The 22,418-nt window shown below is 37.9% G+C and carries 18 protein-coding genes; 8 read left to right on the top strand and 10 right to left on the bottom strand.

The window, feature by feature from the left end; translation table 11 throughout:
• Positions 1-365 precede the first annotated feature (365 nt).
• From AC1M9F_RS12740 to AC1M9F_RS12730, 3 genes are all read left to right on the top strand, one after another.
• The gene (locus AC1M9F_RS12740) at positions 366-2,168 is read left to right on the top strand and encodes an acyl-CoA dehydrogenase C-terminal domain-containing protein (protein WP_180028280.1); all 1,803 of its coding nucleotides are present in this window, start codon (positions 366-368) and stop codon (positions 2,166-2,168) included.
• Between the two features lie 170 nt (positions 2,169-2,338).
• Positions 2,339-4,120 carry an acyl-CoA dehydrogenase C-terminal domain-containing protein gene (locus AC1M9F_RS12735; RefSeq protein WP_092767569.1) on the top strand — a complete coding sequence of 594 codons (1,782 nt, stop codon included), beginning with the start codon at positions 2,339-2,341 and terminating at the stop codon, positions 4,118-4,120.
• A 161-nt stretch (positions 4,121-4,281) separates the two neighbouring features.
• On the top strand, positions 4,282-4,779 hold the full coding sequence (locus AC1M9F_RS12730) for a phosphate-starvation-inducible protein PsiE (protein ID WP_481597950.1): 498 nt from the start codon (positions 4,282-4,284) through the stop codon (positions 4,777-4,779).
• Positions 4,780-4,812: 33 nt separating this feature from the next.
• Here the strand turns inward: AC1M9F_RS12730 and AC1M9F_RS12725 are convergent, their stop codons facing one another.
• Complete coding sequence (locus AC1M9F_RS12725) at positions 4,813-5,280, bottom strand: RcnB family protein (RefSeq protein WP_481589245.1); 468 nt, start codon at positions 5,278-5,280, stop codon at positions 4,813-4,815.
• 199 nt (positions 5,281-5,479) lie between these two features.
• Here AC1M9F_RS12725 and AC1M9F_RS12720 point away from each other — a divergent pair, with 199 nt between their 5' ends.
• Positions 5,480-5,926: a hypothetical protein gene (locus AC1M9F_RS12720; RefSeq protein WP_092767573.1), complete on the top strand. Its 447-nt coding sequence runs from the start codon at positions 5,480-5,482 to the stop codon at positions 5,924-5,926.
• A 30-nt stretch (positions 5,927-5,956) separates the two neighbouring features.
• Here AC1M9F_RS12720 and AC1M9F_RS12715 read toward each other — a convergent pair whose 3' ends face one another.
• Positions 5,957-7,420, bottom strand: a complete 1,464-nt coding sequence (locus AC1M9F_RS12715; RefSeq protein WP_481597949.1) for a phospholipase D family protein — start codon at positions 7,418-7,420, stop codon at positions 5,957-5,959.
• An 87-nt stretch (positions 7,421-7,507) separates the two neighbouring features.
• Positions 7,508-9,655 (bottom strand): zinc piracy TonB-dependent receptor ZnuD, encoded by a 2,148-nt coding sequence (gene znuD, locus AC1M9F_RS12710; protein ID WP_481596039.1) that lies wholly within the window; start codon positions 9,653-9,655, stop codon positions 7,508-7,510.
• 180 nt (positions 9,656-9,835) lie between these two features.
• Between znuD and AC1M9F_RS12705 the strand changes: the two genes are divergently transcribed.
• From AC1M9F_RS12705 to AC1M9F_RS12695, 3 genes are all read left to right on the top strand, one after another.
• Positions 9,836-10,606 carry a DUF4184 family protein gene (locus AC1M9F_RS12705; RefSeq protein ID WP_481597948.1) on the top strand — a complete coding sequence of 257 codons (771 nt, stop codon included), beginning with the start codon at positions 9,836-9,838 and terminating at the stop codon, positions 10,604-10,606.
• A 147-nt stretch (positions 10,607-10,753) separates the two neighbouring features.
• On the top strand, positions 10,754-12,538 hold the full coding sequence (gene aspS, locus AC1M9F_RS12700; RefSeq protein ID WP_035265578.1) for an aspartate--tRNA ligase: 1,785 nt from the start codon (positions 10,754-10,756) through the stop codon (positions 12,536-12,538).
• 106 nt (positions 12,539-12,644) lie between these two features.
• The gene (locus AC1M9F_RS12695) at positions 12,645-12,863 is read left to right on the top strand and encodes a hypothetical protein (RefSeq protein ID WP_481593534.1); all 219 of its coding nucleotides are present in this window, start codon (positions 12,645-12,647) and stop codon (positions 12,861-12,863) included.
• Positions 12,864-12,890: 27 nt separating this feature from the next.
• Here the strand turns inward: AC1M9F_RS12695 and AC1M9F_RS12690 are convergent, their stop codons facing one another.
• The 5 genes from AC1M9F_RS12690 to AC1M9F_RS12670 are packed head-to-tail and all read right to left on the bottom strand — an operon-like array spanning position 12,891 to position 17,289.
• Complete coding sequence (locus tag AC1M9F_RS12690) at positions 12,891-13,862, bottom strand: glycosyltransferase family 2 protein (RefSeq protein WP_481597947.1); 972 nt, start codon at positions 13,860-13,862, stop codon at positions 12,891-12,893.
• A complete protein-coding gene (locus AC1M9F_RS12685) occupies positions 13,849-14,922 on the bottom strand; it encodes a glycosyltransferase (RefSeq protein ID WP_481597946.1) in 1,074 nt (357 codons plus the stop codon). Before AC1M9F_RS12685 ends, AC1M9F_RS12690 begins: the two co-directional genes overlap by 14 nt.
• Positions 14,923-14,941: 19 nt before the next feature.
• Entirely contained in the window at positions 14,942-15,745 is an 804-nt protein-coding gene (locus AC1M9F_RS12680) for a glycosyltransferase family 25 protein (protein WP_481597945.1), read from the bottom strand.
• A gap of 3 nt (positions 15,746-15,748) precedes the next feature.
• Positions 15,749-16,492: a hypothetical protein gene (locus AC1M9F_RS12675; RefSeq protein WP_481597944.1), complete on the bottom strand. Its 744-nt coding sequence runs from the start codon at positions 16,490-16,492 to the stop codon at positions 15,749-15,751.
• 26 nt (positions 16,493-16,518) lie between these two features.
• Positions 16,519-17,289, bottom strand: coding sequence for a hypothetical protein (locus AC1M9F_RS12670; protein ID WP_035265587.1), 771 nt, complete (start codon positions 17,287-17,289; stop codon positions 16,519-16,521).
• A gap of 168 nt (positions 17,290-17,457) precedes the next feature.
• Between AC1M9F_RS12670 and AC1M9F_RS12665 the strand changes: the two genes are divergently transcribed.
• Positions 17,458-18,627: a nucleotide sugar dehydrogenase gene (locus AC1M9F_RS12665; RefSeq protein ID WP_481597943.1), complete on the top strand. Its 1,170-nt coding sequence runs from the start codon at positions 17,458-17,460 to the stop codon at positions 18,625-18,627.
• A 37-nt stretch (positions 18,628-18,664) separates the two neighbouring features.
• Here AC1M9F_RS12665 and AC1M9F_RS12660 read toward each other — a convergent pair whose 3' ends face one another.
• Both AC1M9F_RS12660 and glnE read right to left on the bottom strand, forming a co-directional pair.
• A complete protein-coding gene (locus AC1M9F_RS12660) occupies positions 18,665-19,591 on the bottom strand; it encodes a branched-chain amino acid transaminase (RefSeq protein ID WP_035265589.1) in 927 nt (308 codons plus the stop codon).
• Between the two features lie 34 nt (positions 19,592-19,625).
• The gene (gene glnE, locus AC1M9F_RS12655) at positions 19,626-22,367 is read right to left on the bottom strand and encodes a bifunctional [glutamate--ammonia ligase]-adenylyl-L-tyrosine phosphorylase/[glutamate--ammonia-ligase] adenylyltransferase (protein ID WP_180028868.1); all 2,742 of its coding nucleotides are present in this window, start codon (positions 22,365-22,367) and stop codon (positions 19,626-19,628) included.
• Positions 22,368-22,418 lie beyond the last annotated feature (51 nt).

The raw sequence follows: 22,418 nt of genomic DNA, 5'->3' as shown, positions 1-22,418 counted from the left end.
TTATTTCAAACCAAATCAACCACTCGTTAAACCAGACTTAAAAAAATCCGCATAATTCAATTCAACTCACTACTAAGTGATTGAATATTAAAAAGGCGCATGTTGCGCCTTTTTTTATGTCATAACTTATTACGTTTTTGACTATTCTGTTCACATATAATTCACGAAAAAACTTTATACTCTAAACACTTAGCCAAAATTAATATTTTTTCTTTGACTTTACAGTCACACAGAATATGGCTATAAAACTTGTACCAAGCAATAACTTATTGCACGATGTAATAGAACAAAATAGGTGTCGTAGATGACACGACATTTTTTATTAGGATTATAAATCTGGTTTAACCAGTATTGAGGAACCCGATATGCCACAATACAAAGCGCCCTTACGTGATATGCAATTCGTTTTGCATGAATTATTAAATGCTGAAGAACACTTTTCAAAACTCCCTGCATTCCAAGAAAACGTAAGCCGTGAGTTGGTTGATCAATATTTAGAAGCTGCTGCAGATTTCTGTGAAAACGAATTATCTCCACTCAACCAAGTAGGTGACCGCGAAGGTTGTACTTGGAATGATGGTGTAGTTACTACTCCAACAGGCTTCAAAGAAGCATATAAAAAATATGTAGAATTAGGATTCCCATCTTTAGCTGCTGAAGAACAATATGGTGGTCAAGGTTTACCAAACTCTTTAGGCATTATCATTTCTGAAATGATCGGCTCTTCGAACTGGGCATGGGGTATGTACCCAGGTCTATCTCATGGTGCAGTTCGTACAATTGAGCACCATGGTACGGAAGAGCAAAAAAATACTTACTTACCAAAACTGATTTCAGGTGAGTGGACAGGTACCATGTGTTTAACAGAATCTCATGCGGGTTCTGACCTTGGTATTATCCGCACAAAAGCTGAACCTAATGCAGATGGTAGTTTTGCAATTTCAGGTGAGAAAATCTTTATTTCCGCTGGTGAGCATGACATGGCGGACAACATTGTTCACATCGTTCTTGCGCGTTTACCAGGTGCTCCTAAGGGAACAAAAGGGATCTCATTATTCATCGTACCTAAGTTTAACTTAACTGCTGATGGTGAAGTTGGCGAGCGCAACGCTGTTCGTTGTGGTTCGATTGAACATAAAATGGGTATCCATGGTAACGCAACATGTGTGATCAATTTTGATCGTGCAACAGGTTACTTGATTGGCCCTGAAAACCGCGGTCTGAATGCAATGTTCACCTTCATGAACACTGCACGTATTGGTACAGCTGTACAAGGTTTGTCTGCTGCTGAATCATCTTTCCAAGGTGCTTTGGCATATGCGAAAGATCGTTTAGCAATGCGTTCACTTTCTGGTCCTAAAGCACCTGAAAAAGAAGCAGATCCAATTATTGTGCATCCAGCAGTTCGCAACTTAATCTTAACGCAAAAAGCATTTGCTGAAGGTGGTCGAGCTCTAGTGTACTATCTTGCTCACTATGCTGATATCGTTGAGAAAGGCGCGACTGAAGAAGAACGTAAATTTGCAGATAATATTCTGTCATTATTAACGCCAATTGCTAAAGCATTCTTAACTGAAGTTGGTTATGAAGCTGCAAACAAAGGCGTACAAGTATTTGGTGGTCACGGCTTCATTTCAGAGCATGGTATGGAGCAAATTGTTCGTGATACACGTATTGCTTGCTTATATGAAGGTACCACTGAAATTCAGGCACTTGATTTGTTAGGTCGTAAAGTACTGCAAACTCAAGGTGCGATGTTGAAAGATTTCACCAAAATCATTCACAAATTCGCTGAAGCAAACAAAGATAATGCAGACTTGAAAGAGTTTGTTGAACCTTTGGCTGCACTCAACAAAGAATGGGGCGATTTAACTATGCAGATCGGTATGCGCGCGATGCAAAACCCTGATGAAGTAGGTGCTGCTGCAGTAGATTACCTATACTTCTCTGGTTATGTAACGCTTGCATTCTTATGGGCTCGCATGGCTCAAGTTGCTCAACAACAACTTGCAGCAGGTTCAACTGAAGTTGACTTCTACAATGCGAAAATCACAACAGCTCGCTTCTACTTCAAGAAGATCCTTCCACGCGTTCGCTCACATGTTGACGTAATTGCAGGTGGATTAGAACCATTAATGACTTTGGATGCTGAACATTTTGCATTCTAATGATCCATATTAAATATGTGTAAAAGAAAAAGGACAGTCATAGATTTGGCCGTCCTTTTTCTTTATAAATAAATTCGAGATATTAACCTTTAGTCGTCTAACAAGTCCTAATATGCTTCGATAGACTGCTAAGAACTAAAGATATTTAAACAAAAAAAAGGTGAACGAAAATGCCAATCTATAATGCGCCTCTTACAGATATGAAGTTCATTTTGAATGATGTATTTCAAGCTGAACAATTTTGGCAATCAAATGAGAATTTAGCTCATATTGATGCTGCGACAGCTGAAGCTATTTTAGAAGAGATGGCTAAATTCGCTCAAAACGTAACCCTTCCCCTAAATCGCACAGGTGATGAAGAAGGCGCAACTTATAATAATGGATCTGTTACCACACCAGCGGGCTTTAAAGAAGCGTTCCAACAATATGCAGAAGGTGGTTGGATTGGCTTAGGTGCTGACGAAGAATGGGGCGGTCAAGGCATGCCAAAAATGCTGACTGTGCTTGCAGATGAAATGCTTTTTGCAACCAACCCATCATTTATGCTTTACCCACTTCTTTCTGTGGGTGCGGGTATGGCATTAAATAGCTATGCTTCTCAAGAACAAAAAGAAACCTATCTTCCTAAAATCTATTCAGGTGAATGGTCAGGTACGATGTGTCTCACAGAGCCTCACGCAGGTACTGATTTAGGCATTATTAAAACTAAGGCTGAACGTAATGAAGATGGTACTTACAACATCACGGGTACGAAAATCTTTATTACTGGTGGTGACCATGACTTAGCTGAAAATATTATTCACCTTGTATTAGCAAAAACGCCTGATGCTCCTGCTGGTTCACGCGGTATTTCTCTGTTCATTGTACCTAAATTCTTAGTGAATGAAGATGGTACCTTGGGTGATCGTAACCCTGTAGGCCCTGGTTCTATTGAACACAAAATGGGGATCAAAGCCTCTGCAACATGTGTCATGAACTTTGACGGTGCAAAAGGCTATTTAGTCGGTAAAGAAAACGAAGGTCTTGCTGCAATGTTCGTGATGATGAACTATGAACGTTTGTCCATGGGTATCCAAGGTTTAGGCGCTTCAGAATTTGCTTATCAAAATGCTGCTCAATACGCCACTGATCGCTTGCAAGGTCGTAGTGCAACAGGTGTGAAATCTCCGAATAAACCTGCTGATAGTATTCTTGTACACGGTGATGTACGTCGTATGCTCTTAAATGCTCGTGCGAACAATGAAGCATCACGTGCATTTGCAGTATATGTAGGTCAACAACTGGATATTACAAAGTTCTCGACGGATCCAGAAGCAGTTGCAAAAGCAAATAATCGTGTTGCTTTGCTCACACCAATCGCAAAAGCATATTTAACAGACACTGCTTTCAATGCGACACTAGATGCCCAAATGGTCTTTGGTGGTCACGGCTATATTCGTGAATGGGGTATGGAACAATGTATCCGTGATCTTCGTATCTCACAAATTTATGAAGGCACGAACGGCGTTCAATCACAAGATTTAATTGGTCGTAAAACGATTAAATGTAATGGACAATTCATCGCAGAATATATCGAAGAAATTCGTGACTTTGCAAATGCATTAGATGCGGACTTAAATTACATCAAAGATGCCACTCTTGATGCTGCAACTGAACTTGAATCGATTACACAAGTTGTTCTTGAACGTGCTGCGGAAAATCCTGATTATGCGAATGCTGCTGCGGTTGATTATTTACATGCGGTAGGCTTACTCAGCTTTACCTATATGTTTGCTAAAATTGCTAAAGCTGCGAGTGAAAAATCAGGTGAGTTCTATGAGAACAAATTATCTTTGGTGAACTACTACATCCAACGCGTTTTACCTGAATTAAATACACGTTTAGCTCGCATCAAAGCTAGCTCTGAAATCGTGATGGGATTTAGCGAAGATTACTTCACAAATCAATCATAAGTTTTATCTTAAAAAAGCCTGATTCTTCAGGCTTTTTTTTACCTGAAATTTGCTTATTTTCAAAGCAACTCATAATAGTCTTCCCTGCTTAGACATAAGATGAGCATGAATTTTGCATCACTCCAATGAAACCATCAGGTTTTTTCAAAGGAGGAGATGTCATGATTAAAAAAGATATTAGCGTAGAAAAAATCGAATCCTTATTAGATCGTTTTGGAAATCTAGCAGTTGAGAGCTTCCACTATATTGCGCTCTTTATTATTGGCTGCATGGTAATTTGGTCTGCAGGACATACCGTGATTGATATTCTTACGGTAAAACAATATGCAACGATTGATGACATTCTGTTGTTATTTATCTATTTAGAGCTAGGTGCGATGGTAGGTATTTATTTTAAGACCAATCATATGCCCGTCAGATTTCTGATCTATATCGCCATCACTGCCCTGACACGTCTGTTAATTTCAGATATTCAACATGACCATAAAGCTGATATTGATTTAGTCATTATTACAGGATCAATTTTAATCCTAGCATTCGCTATATTGGTCGTGCGTTTTGCTTCTTGGAATTTTCCATCAGTGATCAGAGATAAACACCAAGATAAACCTTTACCATTTGGAAAAACACCACGCCCTGAAGATGATGAGTTGGCTTAGATAGAGATGGTTTAGGCAAGTTGGAACAAGCATCTAACGATCATTTGGCATCTGGATATATCGACCATTTTGGTATATCCAATGCATTCCAACTTGTGGTGCAGGAAGACCATAACGACGCCAATCTGAAATCAGCATATACTGACTCATTTCAATAGTACCACCCTGCCCATTTACGAAACTTGACTGCTTGCTAGAATATGTCGTCGTGGTCGGTAAAGACTGTTGATAGATCACTGTAATCCCATTCTGCTGCGGATACGCTGGATAAGGAGGATATGGTCGCTGTAATTGAGGTCTATTCTGAGCAAAACGTGGTTGTTGCAATGGGACTGGCTTACTTAGACGATCTGCATTACCAGTATATATTGGAGTCTGTGTTGGTTTTACAGGTCGAACCTTAGAACCTTGGTAATTACCCCAACTATCTGCAAAAGTATGACTCGTTATTAAAAGAATCACTGAACCCAATAGAGTCTTAACCAATAATGTATTGTTCATCTCTATTACCTCATTCCAAATTTAAGATTACTTTTATTTTCAAAATTCATTCTAAAGCTTAAATATAGATCAATCATGTAGAAATCTTGAACATTATTTAAAATTTTAAATTTAATACTTTAGACCTTTTATTTATCTGCATGAGTCTGTTTGTAAATCTGCTAGACTAACCATTTTTAACTTTGCGAGATTATCCACCGTGCCTGAAATGAGTTTTGATCGCCTGCACCAATTTTTTTGTAAAGTTCCGAGTGTCCAAGAAAACTATATCGATTCTTATGGCACTGATGGTGAACATGCATGGTGGTTTAAATTTCAAATCAATATCGACCATGCCTTAGCTTGGCAAACGGTTCAAGAACTTGGTCATGTATTAAATTACATTTCTAAAAATGAACGCCTACCCACTCAGTTTTTACCAGTGTCTCCTCCACCCTATATGAATGGTGAGGCGAAACAATTCTTATCTTGGGTGATTCAGTGTAATCATCCTGATTTTACGCCAGATGTGGTTTGTGATTGGTTAGAAGCACGTTTACCTCAACCTGTTGAGGATGAGTCTAAGTGGAAAATTAAAACCGATATTAAAGAGCTCGATCAGATTGATGATAAGGAACTCGATAAATTAGTTCCACCGAATCCATAAATGAAAAAATCCCTCTTTCGAGGGATTTTTTTAGAAGGTTGAGAGACCACTCCATTCCATGAATCGATAAATGGCATATTTCATTATTGAATCTTCTGCATATTCTGAGTAATCAACACTCATTTGCTTACCCTCTAAATTCATCCAAGCAGTATCAAAATACTGTACTGCATCTTTAAAAACTTGCTGATTTGAAGAGCCAATAACACGTAAATCAGTTTCTAAATTATAATTTTTCAAATTACGAGCAGTAAAATTAGCCGACCCCAAAATCAGTTCAACCTGATTTGAACTACGCTTAATAATCATTTTTGAATGGCACTGCTCACCTTGTGTATTACACCAGCGTACGTCTATTCCAGCTTTATAGAGCTCTGTCGCGACAGGACGATTTGGAATACCATTTTTAGTACGTCCAAATGCATCTTTGTTCGGGTCTAGTAATACACGAACTTCAACACCGCGTTGGTGAGCTTTAATTAAGGCTTCAATAATTTCTCGCTCTGATAAATAGAACATTGCCAAATCTATTTTTGCATCAGCACCTTGAGCAGATTCAATCAGTTTCAGCAGTTCATCATATATTGCTTTTTCTGTCAGTACTTGCACTTGCGGCAACAGTTTATCTTCTGGCACATCTCCCACAATAACCATTGGAATATTTGCTTTAGAAAATAAAGCCACTGATTGTTCAGTTTTTAAAATATCGACAGCTGTATGCCCTTCGACCACAAGTGCTACATTGGAATGGCGTGAGCTTCCATCATGTGGGTTCATCGAAGTCACTAGTGTTTTCCATCCCTCGGATGTATCCACTACGATGGTTTTACGATGGTTCGCTTTAAAATTAAAAAGATTTAAATAACTTCGAATGGTAATTTTTTCTTCCCCGAAAGGATTATTTAACCAACCTTTCTCAGCATTATTACCTAAACTCTGACAACAAAAATACCAAATGCCCGACCACAGTGGATTCGATGCGCGTAATGGTGATAAATCTGTTTCTATGACATCAATTCCTGCTTGTCTGAGTTGTCGATAGTGCTCTGGGATTATTCCACCATAAACTGAATTTATAGGATCAGTGATTAATTTAATTTCAATATTCGGTGTTAGACGCTTTTTTTGAATGAGTGCTTGGGTCAGTTCTTGTGTTAAGGCGCGATGTTGATTTTGAGACTGACCAGTTTCAGGATTGAACAGAAACATATCTAACACAATTGTGGTTTGCGCTTGCTCAATAAGATTGAGAATTTCATCAAAAATCTGATGCTGCTGTCGCTGACCCGCCGTATCTATATAAGTTTGGTCTGCTAGGAATTTCACATTTGCATGCCGTAATTTACCGGAATAATTAAGCCCTTCTGGTAATGGTTTATAAATATGATATAGCGCTGAGGCTAAATAGCCGATGCTCAGCATACCGAGAATCAGACCAACATAACGTCGGTTTGACCAATTTAATTTTTGGTGAATTCGTTTAAATAGACGCATAACAAAAAACCTAGTCCGATACTTTCAGACTAGGTTTTAATTTACGTTTTTTCAAGCATTAAACTGTTTTTAACACGTTGAATTAAATTAGAACCCGTATTCAACGCCGACGGTAAAATTACGTCCAATTTGTGGAATATTCGATAAAAATGAATTGTGCGAATAAACCTGATCATCCAACAAGTTATTTGCTTTTAAATAAACCCGATAATCGTTGCGATTGTTTAACTGCCCAGCATAAGACACACCAACATTGACCATGTTATAACCTTGGGTTTCTTTTTCAAAGTCAGCAAATTTATCTTGCGTGAATACATGATAATACTCAGCTAAACCAGACCAACCATCAGCAAAATTGGTTTCCACCTTTGTACCAAGTCGTCCAGCAGGAACACGTGGAGCATTTTCCCCCTCTATCTTGCCTCTTACATAATCACCAAACACACTCACCTTGTAAGTATCATTAATTTGATAGCCTAGCTGAGCCTCAGTTCCATAAAAACGTGCCTTATCCTGCGTATATTTAAGTCCACGTAAATTGCCTTGTTGAGCTACAGTTGCACCATAAATATAGTCTTCAAACCAATTGTGATAAACATGAACATGATAATCGAGCTGATCACCTTCATAATGGAGACCCAACTCTAGATTATTTGATGTTTCCTTATCAATATCTGGATTACCTAGCTCATATGTGTTTGTTGCAAAATGAAGACCATCTGCATATAACTCTTGAGCTAGCGGTAAACGTTGTTGATGAGACCCCACTAGAGACAACTTATAATTTGGCGCGAACTCCCAATTAGCTGCAGCTGATCCTGAAACAGCAGTCCCTGAGTAGTTCTTTTGATTGGAATCGACATCAATTTTTTGATGGTCTACACGAGCGCCCAATTCGACATGCACAGGACCAATCTGTTTATGTTCTAGTGCAAATAAACTGTACTTATTGGTTTTTGTATCCGCCATCAGAACATCATGACTATGACCATGATGTTCATGATCGTGATCACTATGATCATGGTCACCATGATCAACTTCATCATGGTCATGTCCCTCAGGCGCATTAAGTTTTATTTTTTGCTGAGATGCTTGTACACCTACAACACCCTCCCAACCTAACAACGGTATATGAACCAACTCTAAACGACCATCATAACCCTTACTTTTAAAGTTACTAATAACTTCATTTTCTTCTAGTTCATCATGCTCGTAATCTGTAAAACTTAAATGAGCTCGCAGCTTTTCAAATCCTTTTAATGGATCATTTAATTCAGTTCGCAAATCATAGCGTTCAGATTTTAAGTCAACCCATGGACCTGCAGCATTTTCGTGTTCATGGTCGTGCGCTGAATTAGGTGGTGGACAATGGAAATGATCTCCATGCAATTCACATCCATGATATTCATGACTATGACCAGGTAATCCATATTTATCTTGTCGATTACTATATGACAGCCCCACAAAACCTCGATCATGGATCCATGAGCCGCCGACATTAACTGTTTGACCTTCTGAGAAGGTATTTTCTACACGTTTAGCACTTTCACGATGAGGCTCTGTCTCACCCTCATGATGATGTTCAGTGAAGTAACCTTTGAAAGGGATATAATCATTGGCTTTATGCTTCGTGCCTTCAACACGAAGTGCAAAATTTTCACCTATAGCGGCCGTTACACCTGCACTTGCAAGTTTTTCATCACTCCCAGAGTTATAGCGGACGCCTACTTGCCCCTCTAGACCATTAGCTGGCATTTGTGTCGGTATTTTTTGATCAGTCACATTGACTAAACCACCCACAGTACCAGCTGAGTAAAGCAATGTTGAAGGTCCTCGGATAACTTCCACTTGCTTCGCCAAAATAGGATCAACCGTTACGGCATGGTCAGGAGAAAGTGTTGATACATCTGCAGTTTCAGAAGCATGCTGTAAAACTTTTACACGCGGTCCATCTTGGCCACGAATCACAGGACGACTTGCACCTGTTCCATACTGATTAGAATAAACACCCAACTCATCGGCTAACGCATCACCTATGGTTGTTGGTCTTTCAGATAATTTTTTTTGATCAATCACATGATCTGCTACAGCGAAGTCAGCAGCTGTTTGAACCAATGGATGTGCGGTAGAAGAAATTGTATCTAATTGAACATTTTTTTGTTTTTGATCAGCATGTGCTGCGGATGCTATCACTGCCAAGACGGAGGCAGTAATGATATTTTTATGAAAGTTCATACGACAAGCTCAAAATTCGAGAATTTACAATTGTTGTTATAATATAACATTTCAACCAAACTTCAATCATATTTCATTCATTTACCCCAAATTAATTACCTTCATATAATTAAACCAATGGGTTACATATCAATGTTAATCTATAAAATTCGGATAGCATTTTTTTGATATATTTCAGCAATGCCCTTTACAATTTCACATGCTGTACTCGCACCAATTTTGCATAAAGCATCGAAAGGAACACTTCCTATTTCTGCTCTAGCAATTGGTTGCATGGTCCCTGACTTATTTCGTCTTTTTACAGACGAACATATCCAAATCTCACATCAATGGAGCGCATTGCTATATCCCAATTTATTGGTGGGAATGGCATTCTGTCTATTGTGGTATGCACTATTACGACCTACTTTTTTTAGATGGGTTGGTATTTACAATCCCTTAAAACTCTCGAACTTTAGATCTGTCTTTCAATTCTTGGTGCTGATCAATATTTCATTAATCTTGGGTATCAGCAGTCATATCCTTTGGGATGGTTTAACTCATGTTGATTACAGAACCTTTGCTTTTCATGACCTATTAGCTAAACAAATCAATATTTTCGGACAACACTACCCCCTCCATCGAATTTTACAGGTCGGTACCTCTATTATTGTTTTGCCCTTTATTTTATGGTTTGCAAAACAGTATTTTTGTACTTACCGTCAATCATTCAGAGTAACCCGTTCTATCACTATTTTTGCTGTGGTATCCGTGCTAATTTCAATATTAGGTGGATTATTTGGATTTATTCATTTCCACTCTAATTACAATACAGCCATTTTAAATGACCTATATGGTTACATTGGCTTCTCAATTAATTATTTCTTTAGAGGCTTTCTATTGACGTTTGCGATTTGTACGCTTGTTTTTCAAATCTTAGATCAATTGGAATTATTCGAAGGATCGTCTTAATTTTAAATTTGCATTAAATAATAGTGCTTTCATAATCTTCTCCTTGTGACTGTAGTCTCAAAGAGGCATAATTCACCCTTTGTATAAAGGCGTTACGCTGTTTACGTATACGCTTTCATTAACCCATATAGTTGGATTTTTAACGCTATGATGCGAACTCATTACTGCGGTTCATTAACCGAAGCTCAAATTGATCAAACCGTTACACTTTGCGGATGGGTACACCGTCGCCGTGACCATGGTGGTGTAATTTTCCTTGATATGCGTGACCGTGATGGTCTAGTTCAAGTGGTTATTGATCCTGATACACCAGAAGCTTTCGAAACAGCTGATAAAGCTCGTTCTGAATTTGTATTAAAAATTACTGGTCGTGTTCGCCGTCGTTATGCTGGTACTGAAAATGCCAACATGGTGAGTGGTCAAATCGAAGTATTAGGTAAAGAAATTGAAGTTCTAGCAGCGTCTGAAACTCCACCATTTCCATTAAATGATGATAATACTAATATTTCAGAAGAAATTCGTTTGAAGTATCGTTTCTTGGACATTCGTCGTCCAGAAATGTTAGAGCGTTTACGTTTCCGCTCTAAATTAACAAACCTTATTCGTAACTATTTCGAAGAAAATGGATTTTTAGACGTTGAAACACCTATTTTGACACGTGCGACTCCTGAGGGTGCGCGTGACTATTTAGTTCCAAGCCGTGTATCAAATGGTAGTTTCTACGCTCTTCCGCAATCACCACAGTTGTTTAAACAATTGTTAATGGTGGGTGGTATTGATCGTTATTACCAAATTGCTAAATGTTTCCGTGACGAAGACTTACGTGCTGACCGTCAGCCTGAATTCACACAAATCGACGTTGAAACATCGTTCATGAGTGACGATGACATTATGGATTTAATGGAACGTTTAACAGTTAAGATGTTTAAAGAACTTCTTAATGTTCAATTTGATAAGTTCCCACGTATGACCTATGCAGATGCAATGCGCGACTATGCGTCTGACAAGCCTGACTTACGTATTCCACTTAAACTCGTTGACGTTGCAGATTTAATGCAAGACGTAGAGTTCAAAGTATTCGCAGGTCCTGCTAAAGACCCTAAAGGTCGTATTGTTGCGCTTCGCGTACCGGGTGCAGGCTCTCTTCCACGTAGCCAAATCGACGAGTACACTAAGTTTGTAGGTATCTACGGTGCAAAAGGTTTGGCGTATATCAAAGTTAACGAACTTGAAAAAGGTATCGAAGGCTTACAATCTCCTATCGTGAAATTCATCGAGCCAATCGTGCTTGATCTATTAAAACGTGTGGGTGCTGAAAATGGCGATATCGTATTCTTCGGTGCAGATAAAGCGAAAGTTGTAAACGATGCAATGGGTGCTTTACGTATCAAAGTCGGTCATGACATGAAGATGGCAACTTGCGAGTGGGCACCACTTTGGGTTGTTGATTTCCCAATGTTTGAAGAAACTGATGATGGTAAATGGACCTCTGTTCACCACCCATTCACATTGCCAAAATCTAGCGTTGAAGAAGTGAAGAATAACCCAGGTGCTGCATTGTCTGTTGCTTACGATATGGTACTTAACGGTACTGAAATCGGTGGTGGTTCGCTTCGTATTCATAACTTAGAAATGCAAAAAGCAATTTTTGAAGCATTAGGTATTGGTGAAGAAGAGGCAGAAGAGAAATTCAGCTTCTTATTGAACGCTTTACGTTATGGTGCACCTCCACACGGTGGTTTAGCATTCGGTTTAGATCGTCTTGTGATGTTAATGACAGGTGGTTCTTCTATTCGTGATGTGATTGCATTCCCGAAAACGAAAACTGCGGAATGTCCTTTAACACAAGCTCCTGCACCAGTTGAATCAACTCAACTTCGTGATCTTGGTATTCGCTTACGTGAAAAACCAAAAGCTGAATCACAAGAATAACGTTTGTTGATCTAAATAAAAACCCTGCAACTGCAGGGTTTTTATTTCATTGAGATAAACGCTCAAAAATGGCATAATCTCAGAAAATATTTAAGAGTTCATTCATATGGCTATGCGTCCTGATGTTCGTCGTCATACAATCATTATTATTGTATTTTGCATCGTGCAATGGGCATTTATGCGTTATATCTTGAATGAACAATTATTTAACCTCACCACTTATCAGCGTATCGTGTTCTTTAGTACGAGTAGTTTTATTGCAGCTTTTGGTTCAATCGCCGCACTTATTTATATGGTGATTAAAGGAAATGCGGATAATAAATAATAGAACACTGTAAATACCCTATTATATTTATTTATGTTTTCTAAGACCTAGCCAATTTTTGTATAGGTAAAAAAATTTAGGGGTTTTCAACATCCACCTTACTTTCCAATGCAACTCATTTGAATTATTTTTAATATAATTCAAATCTTTAGACTTAATTGAGTTGATAAAACGACAATACTTTTTAAAATTCATTTTTATATAATTATTAAATAATCCTAATATTAAATGAATATACACTTGTTTAAAATGACACTTATCACGATTGTCTCTAAACAAATCCACCCCATAAAATAAACTCTCTAAGTGTTTTTCATTAACACTACAATTACTTATACTAGATGGTCTATACCTATAAAAAATTAGTGTTTTATTTAATTCATAAATTTTTATATTTTCATTATATAAAAACGGCACAGCAAGCATATCTTCAAAATAATAACCTTTAGGAAATCTAATGTTTTTTAATAAGTCTTTTTTATAAACCCTCAACCATGCATACCACTTGTTTTTTTTAAAAATTCTCTTTAAGTACTCTTCATTTACATTATTAACTAACTGTATTTGATCAGCTAATACAAGTGGTTTTTGAGTTAAAAATTTGTTTTCCTCGATCGCATTAAAATGTATAAGATCAACATTCTTGTTATGATCAATCACATTAATTATTTCTTCTATATAATCATTTAGGACATAATCATCAGAATCAATAAAAGATACATAATCTCCTTCAGCTAAATCAACACCATTATTACGTGCCATACTTAGCCCTTGATTATCCTGATCAATAATCCTAATATTTTTTTTAAAGGATTGTTTATTTAAAAAATTCTTTAAAATATCAATAGATCTATCTTTTGAACCATCATTAATAAAAATACATTCCACCTCCTTAGTTAATTGACTATAAAGTGATGATATACAGTCTTCAATATAGTCTTCTACACCATAAACAGGAATAATGACAGATAACTTGATTTTTTCTTCAACTTTGTACACTACAATCACCAAGGCTTAAATATTCATCAACAGCCGTTTGAACTTTAAATTTTCGAGATAAACTAGGATTATAGATTTTATCGCATGATGAAATTTCAGACATCTTACTAGCTAACTTATCAATATTACCAACTGGAACTAAAAAATTTTTATCTAAAATTTCACTAGGACCAGATGGACAATCCGTACTTAAAACCGGCGTATTTAAAGCTAATGCTTCTAAAATTGCAATACTAAATCCCTCAAAGTCTGAGGATACGACCATCGCTTGTGCACGTTGAATAAACGGATACGGATTATTTTGAAAGCCGATAAAGTGAACTTTATCCGATACCCCTAGTTCTTGACATAAACGCTGATTGTCAGCCATCAGCTCGCCTGTACCCACCAAGACCAAAGGCAGATCCAGCTGTGCTTGTGCATACGCACGAATCAACACATCATGACGTTTTTGCTGCTTAAATTTACCAACATTGACCAAATAAGGCTGAGGTAGATCAGGAATAAATTCTGATGCAGCGTGTCGAACAGCATCGACATCAATTGGATTGTAGATTGTCTGAACCCTGCTATCAGCACCAAAAATATCTTTAAAATCAGCTTCCACCCCTTTGCTAACCGCTACACAAGGCTTGGCTAAATACACTTTGGCCAACTGCTTTTTAAAGGCCTTAGTCAGACGTTGTCCATACTCCAAACTAGTGGTGTTATGAATTACCAAATGTACATTAGGCAACTGACTACGACTTAAAATAAAATCGACTGGATATAAGTTGGACAGTACCAAATTTGGCTCACCAATCTGTTGACGCACAAAGCGATCAAAGGCTTTGGCAGCGATACTTTGGCGCATAAATTTAGGTATGCCACGAAATTTTTGATAATTAAAGAAGTGTGTCTCTACTCCATCAGGAATAGGTAAATCTATAATATCTTTGAAATAAACAATATGTGCTTCATGTCCTGCATTATTTATACCTTTGGCTAAAGTTAATGCGAAACGTTCAGCACCGTTACCTTGTAAAGTAAAAATAGCAAGTACAACCTTTTTTTTCTTCATAATTCGATATTCAATATTGTTAAAAATGTGCCTTATCAAGACGAATAAATCGCTTTTGCGCTTTAAATATGACTTGCATATAGCGACATCCCATAGCCAACTGACCGATGATCCGTCTCTTTCTAAATACTCTTTTTTCCATAGCAGAAGAATAAATTGGCTTGTGATGTTCTGAACGTCCGATCACTGATTCAAACTGCTCAGCAGGTACAAGACCATAAGCTACCATTTGATCTTCTTGAATAATTGCGGCAGGCTCAGCTTGTAAACTCTTCAATCCATAATGGCTAAAAATAAAACCATCAGCAATTGCAGGTGAGGTTTCTGCTAAACGTTGTAATAACTTCTTTGCGCCCGATGGATAGAGTAAATATCCTGCTGCACCTGTTCGGTCTTGATATAGAGTATATAGCGCAGTTTGTCCAGCGACTAATTGATATTCTGGTTTTTTAGAAATAATTTTTTTACGACTACGTACTTCAAAATTAATTAAATCTATATCTTTAAAATTATAATTTTGTATTTCTTCAAGTAACTGAGGAATATGACATGATAAGACTGCATCATCCTCTAATATCAATGCTGGTTCATTAGTTTTAATAACAGTTTCCCAAGCTTTCTGATGACTCAAAAAACATGCTACCTCCACCTTACGCAAAGGTCTTTGCCAACCAAACCCTAATAATTGATATTGTGAATCATCGATATCATCAACTGATACAGCAGCTAAACGCTGAAAAGATAAACCCAGATCATCAAACTGTTGAGTCTGAAAAGCCAAACGCTCTTTTGAACGCTCAAGATTTATAATCAAGATCTGCATGGATTACCACCAACGTGTTTTTTCACGCGTATGTCTTTTTTTAAAACGCACATAGACAGTATCATTAACGTCTTGATTAATCCGCTCAAAAATTTCAATAACCAATTGACCTAATGGATGATCAGTACATATCTGGTCTAAACGCCAACGCATATTTCTCAATGTATCATCAGTACCCACTGCAAAAGCAGATGTACCATCAAATAGAGCATAACGTTGTGACTGTAAATGATTTAGACACTCTAGATTTTCTTCCATCTGATGATCACATAAATAGCGTTCCGTTTCCTGAAGCTTTAAAGTATTAATAAGAACCACAGCATTCATCAAAATTGCTTTCAGAAGAGAATCTTCATCATGATCAATGAAAGTATCACACGCTGAAATTAACCATCGTATATTTAAGGATTTCAGTAAAAAATCTCGCTCTTTAAGCCATAAAGATTTAAATTTTAGATAGTTATCTGTCGTATCAACATCTCGGCGCATCAATACAATTAGACTAGCATGATAATGATTCAACGCAGGTTGACCTACGAACTCATCTTTGAGCTGCTCTATATGCTGCTTCAAATCTTTCGCTGATCCATGGGTATAGCGTGTTTCATCACCTTCAATCAAGTTTTCTTTCAACGCATTAATATCTATACCTTCAAATTGAGCATAGACCTCATCTGCACCAAAACGACGTTGATGCCGACTAAAGGAGAACCATTGTTCGAATTTACTTTTTTTTCTAACAGGCATTATAAACCACCATTAAAAGGCAACTATTATTGCCAAGCATCCTTAATCCATTGACTTGGCAACACATAGCGGTACCATTTACCACCGCCACCATTCACAGCATCAGGTGGATTAATCTCACCATGGAAAATAATAATTTTAGCACCTTCAGGTTTTACTGGTGGCTTAAAAAACGCCATTGGGATTTTTTGTAAACAGTGATATTTATAACTTTTACACCAGCTATCTGGCCAATAGGTTTGCTTCGCATGTTTATCTACATACCATGACAAATAGGCTTGTTCATTACGGAATTTTTTTCGGATCTCATCAAAGTTCTCACGAAAATATGGTAATAATCCAGGGAAAGCGCCCAATTTAAAACGATATACTGAGCTATTACCTGTGATTCGCCATGGTCGTTTCCAGTCGTGAATAATTAAAAAATCACCTGGATAAGTGAAAAAATCATCCATGTTATCAACGATAACAACATCCAAATCTAAAAATAGCGCGTTTCCCTTTAAGCCATATAAGTCAGGCTCAAAAGTTGAAAGTTTGTTCCAACCACGCTCAGGCGCGCCTTCAGGCAATGCTAACGGTGGAATAGGAAAGCATTTAACATTTGGATCAATTCCTTCTGTACGGTCAGTGAGACAAACCATCTGGAAATCAACAGTCGTGTGTCGTTTCACCATATTGTAAAGACGATTCACATACTCAGAACCATATTTGGTTCCCCACTTCATACACAAAACAATGTTCTGTTCTTGTGCAATCTCTTCTTCTAATAAGACATTGTTTTCATGTATTGACATGCCGTTTTATTCCACCTAATCAATAGCTGCATCATACCACAGAGTTAAAATATTCTTGAACGATAAGAATTCAAACTCGTCAAAATTGAAATCAAATCTTCATTAAATTGTCACGTCTTAGAAACCCTATTTTGTCAAATTAAATTTAATCTGGCTTGAACTAAAATAATGAAAATTACTATTGTCGGCACTGGGTACGTCGGTCTCTCAAATGCGATGATTTTAGCGCAACATCATGAAGTCACCGCCTTAGACATTGATCAAAATAAAGTAAATTTATTGAACAAGAAAATCTCACCTATACAAGACACAGAAATCACTGATTTTCTAAGTAATAAACTATTAAACTTTAAAGCAACAACTAATGCTGTGGATGCATATTTTCAGGCAGACTATATTCTTATTGCGACACCAACTGATTATGACCCTACAACCAATTATTTTGACACTTCAAGTGTTGAATCTGTGATCACTGAGATTTTAAGTATCAATCCATTAGCGACGATCATTATCAAATCGACAGTTCCTGTAGGTTACACCCAACAACTAAAAAGTAAATTTGAAACACAGAATATTATATTTTCACCTGAGTTTCTCAGAGAAGGAAAAGCATTGCTGGATAACTTATATCCTTCAAGAATTATAATGGGTGAAAATTCTGAACGAGCACATCAATTTGCAAACATGCTCATAGAGGGTGCTTATAAAAAAGATTGTCCAGTCTTGTTCACTGACTCCACCGAGGCAGAAGCAATCAAACTTTTTGCAAACACCTATTTAGCTATGCGCGTTGCATTCTTCAATGAACTAGATACTTACGCTCAAATATACCGATTGGACACTCGCCAAATGATCGAGGGTGTTTGTTTAGATCCTCGAATTGGTAAATTTTATAACAATCCATCATTCGGTTACGGCGGATATTGTCTTCCTAAAGATACTAAACAATTACTCGCCAACTACGACCAAGTTCCAAGCAATTTAATTCAAGCCATTGTAGATGCGAATATTACTCGCAAAGATTTTATTGCACAGTCTATTTTGGAGAGATGCCCTAGCGTTGTTGGGATATATCGTTTGGTCATGAAAAGTGGTTCAGACAATTTTCGATCGTCAGCAATACAAGGTGTTATGCGTCGTCTCAAAGCACAAGGAATCAAGATCATTATTTACGAACACACACTTTCAGAGAAAAATTTTCAAAACTCAAAAATCATCAAAACACTGGAAGAATTTAAAAAAAGAGCAGATTTAATTATTAGTAATCGTCATTGCGATAAACTAAATGATGTTGCAGATAAAGTGTATACCAGAGATATTTTTGGTAAAGATGATTAAAAAAGGACTCAATTGAGTCCTTTTTTCAAAGCATTAATTACTTCACATATGTTAACCAGTGAGCATATTTAGGGTCTTTACCTTGTACGGCATCGAAGTATGCTTTTTGGATTTGTGTTGTGATTGGACCACGAACACCCTCACCGATTTGACGATCATCATATTCACGGATTGGCGTTACTTCTGCCGCTGTACCTGTAAAAAATGCCTCATCAGCGATATAGAATTCATCACGTGTGATACGGCGCTCTACAACGTCATATCCAAGGTCTTTCGCAATCGTAATAATGGTTTGACGAGTAATACCATCAAGAGCACCACCAGCGATATCAGGGGTATGAATCACGCCATCACGCACTAAGAATACGTTTTCACCTGAACCTTGACACACATAACCTTGTGGATCAAGCAACATTGCTTCGTCATAACCTGAGTGCGCTACTTCTTGGTGTGCCAAAATAGACAGCGTATAGTTTCCTGATGCTTTCGCCTTACACATCGTCACGTTAGGGTGATGGTGTGTAAAAGAAGAAGTTTTTACACGAATACCCTTCGCCATTGCTTCTTCACCAAGGTAAGCGCCCCAGCTCCACGCAGCAACCACTGCATGAATTGTATTATCCGTCGCTGCAATACCTAGCTTTTCCGAACCAATAAAGATAATTGGACGTAAATAGCAAGAAGCTAATTTATTTTCACGCACCACATCAATTTGAGCTTGTTCTAATGCCGCCTGATCAAACGGAACTTTCATTTGATAAATTTTGGCAGAGTTTAAAAGACGTTTAGTGTGTTCTTTTAAACGGAAAATTGCCGTTCCATTCGGAGTTTCGTAGGCACGGACACCCTCAAACACACCCATACTGTAGTGTAAAGTGTGTGTTAAGACGTGAGTTTTTGCTTCACGCCAATCAACTAATTGTCCATCTTGCCAAATAAAACCATCACGATCAGCCAAATTCATGACCTAAACTCCAAATTTTTATACACAGTCATTTCTATCCAACTACTGATGCAGTTGGATCTATTAATCTTTGCCATAGCTTGCAAACGACCTTACGGGTATCGAGCCAATTCGCAGCACTCACTTGCATGGATTGATTTGCAAGGGCTAAACGATGACTCTCGGCACGTTCACGGAGATAAGCTTGAATCAATGCTGTCGCATCGGCGCTGGATAAGCAGCCAGTTTTTGCGGCATCCTCAAGGATTCGTACATTGTCGGAGTAATGGGCGAGATCAGGATTCGTCCCACTCCATGCTAATACTGCATACTGTGCCATAAATTCGATATCAACGATACCACCTGCATCCTGTTTTAAATGAAAAATTCCATCTTTTTTTTGCTCATTTGATGAGCCTAAATGGTCTTTCATTTTTTGACGCATTTTTAGCACTTCTGCTCTCACCGTTTCTTCATTTCGAGGCAAAGTTAAAATACGACAGCGTAATTCCTCAAACTTTTCTCTTAAGCTTTGCTCACCCGCTATACTACGCGCACGAACAATCGCTTGATGCTCCCAAAGCCATGCATTTTTAAGTTGGTATTGCTCAAAAGCCTTAAGGCTTGTGACGAGAAGCCCAGCTTCTCCTGAAGGACGCAATCGTGTATCAATCTCATACACACGACCATCTAAAGTTTGGGTTGTCATCAGCGACATGAGCTTTTGCCCAACACGCATCGCAAATTCAAAACCACTAATTGGTTTCAAGCCATCTGTATCTGCCTGCTCATCCATATAGTGGATAAAGACTAAATCAAGGTCTGAACCATACCCAAGTTCAATACCGCCTAATTTCCCATACCCAATGACACTGAATGCCATATGATTTTTTGAACAACGCTGACCATCTGCATCTACTGGGTAACCATGTTTTTTTGCTGTAATTTGATATGCTAAATTCAAAGTTGCTTGAACTGAAACCTCAGCAATATCGGTGAGCGCATCAGACACACGCATCAGTGGACTTTCAGCCAATACATCACTTGCTGCTACAGTCAAAACATTCGATTTTTTAAATAAGCGCAATACGCGCATTTGATCTTCCACTTGATCAATTTCAATACGCAGCAGCTGCTGTCTGAGTGAATCCTCCAAATCTTGGCGTTTAGGTAACTCAAAATCCATCGATAAAAACTCATCGAGTAAAACTGGATAATGAGTTAACTCTTCACAAATCCATGGGCTTACAGTCGCCATTTTAACGAGTCGCTGTAATGCTCCTTTACTTTCAATTAACATTACCAAATAGACTGTTCGCCGCATCACAGATTCAACCAGTGGCATCAGCCTTACCAAAGCGACTTGTGGATTATCCGATTCAAGAACAGCTTGAATCAGATGAGGCCAAAACTCTTTTAAACGATTAACTGCTTTAGCGGGTAATTTTTTGATGGCATGTCCATACCAAAATTCACGAACCAAATTTTTAGCAGACTCATCTAAAACTTCATTCAATTGCTGCTCTATTTGGCTAAAGCTTTCAACCAATGGATCTACTTCTTTTTCTTTAATTAAATGCTCAAACTGATAAGTTACTATAGCGCGCTTCTCATTGAGAACATCTAAGAACGCATCCCAACTTTCAAATCCAAGTGTTTCTACGATGCGATTTCTTTGGTCAACCTCAGTAGGCAGTGATTGCGTTTGTTGGTCATTTAAGGCTTGAATAGCATGTTCCACACGACGCAAGAATAAATAAGCATTTTCAAGCTCATCTACCACTTCAGGTTCAAGTAATCCAACAACCCCCAAATGATGTAGACTCACTAAACATTGACGGTCTTGTAGCTCAAGTTTTGAACCACCATAAATCAACTGGAAAACTTGAACGATAAACTCGACTTCACGAATACCACCTGCACCAAGTTTAATATCATCTTCAATATTTCTACGTTGAACTTCACGCTCAATCATCGCTTTCATTTCACGCATCGCTGCAAAAGCAGTGTAGTCCACATAACGGCGGAATACAAAAGGTCGAGTCATTTCCAGAAGCTCATCCCCTTCCTTTCCTCCTGTAACAATACGCGCCTTTATCCATGCATAACGCTCCCACTCACGCCCATGTTGACTGAGATACTTTTCGAGTGCCGCATGACTGATTGCAAGTGCTGAACCATCACCCCATGGTCGTAATCGCATATCCACTCGGAATACAAATCCATCTGCGGTGATATGTTCCAACAAATAAATAATTTTTTGCCCCCAAAGGATGCAAAATTGCTGAACATCAATACATTTACGACCATTGGTTTCACCTTGCTCATCGAAGGCAAATATAAGATCAATATCACTGGATAAATTAAGTTCCTGAGCCCCCAATTTACCCATTGCAATCACGATAAGGTCTTGAAGCTTACCGTTATAGCCGATCGGCTCTCCATGTTTGGCTTGCAATGGACGATAAGCGAAGCTTTTGGCTGCATCAATACTGGCATCGGCAAAGTCTGAAAGCTCACGAGTCAATGTAATAACTGAAATGAGGCGGTTCGCATCCTGCCAAATCCACCGAAACATTAAACGTGCTCGCAAAATTCGAATTTTTTGCATCCATTCTTTTTCATCCTGAATGTCAGCAAGTTCTTTTTGTACAATGTGATAGATTTGTTCAGTACTTAAAAATTTATTAAATTGATCAGATGAATAATCTTGTTCTAATAATGTTTGATGTAAATTATAAACTTGTTCCGCGTATTGACTGGCTCTAAGAGTTTTTTGCAACTGATCAGCATTCATTTGAAAAAAAGCCTGAATAAATCTAAAACTCTTTTATATCAGTCCTTACGC

This window comes from Acinetobacter sp. ANC_7504 (genome assembly GCF_056779995.1).
The sequence above is the reverse complement of the archived record's forward strand: the minus strand, read 5'-3'. Positions and strand labels throughout refer to the sequence as shown.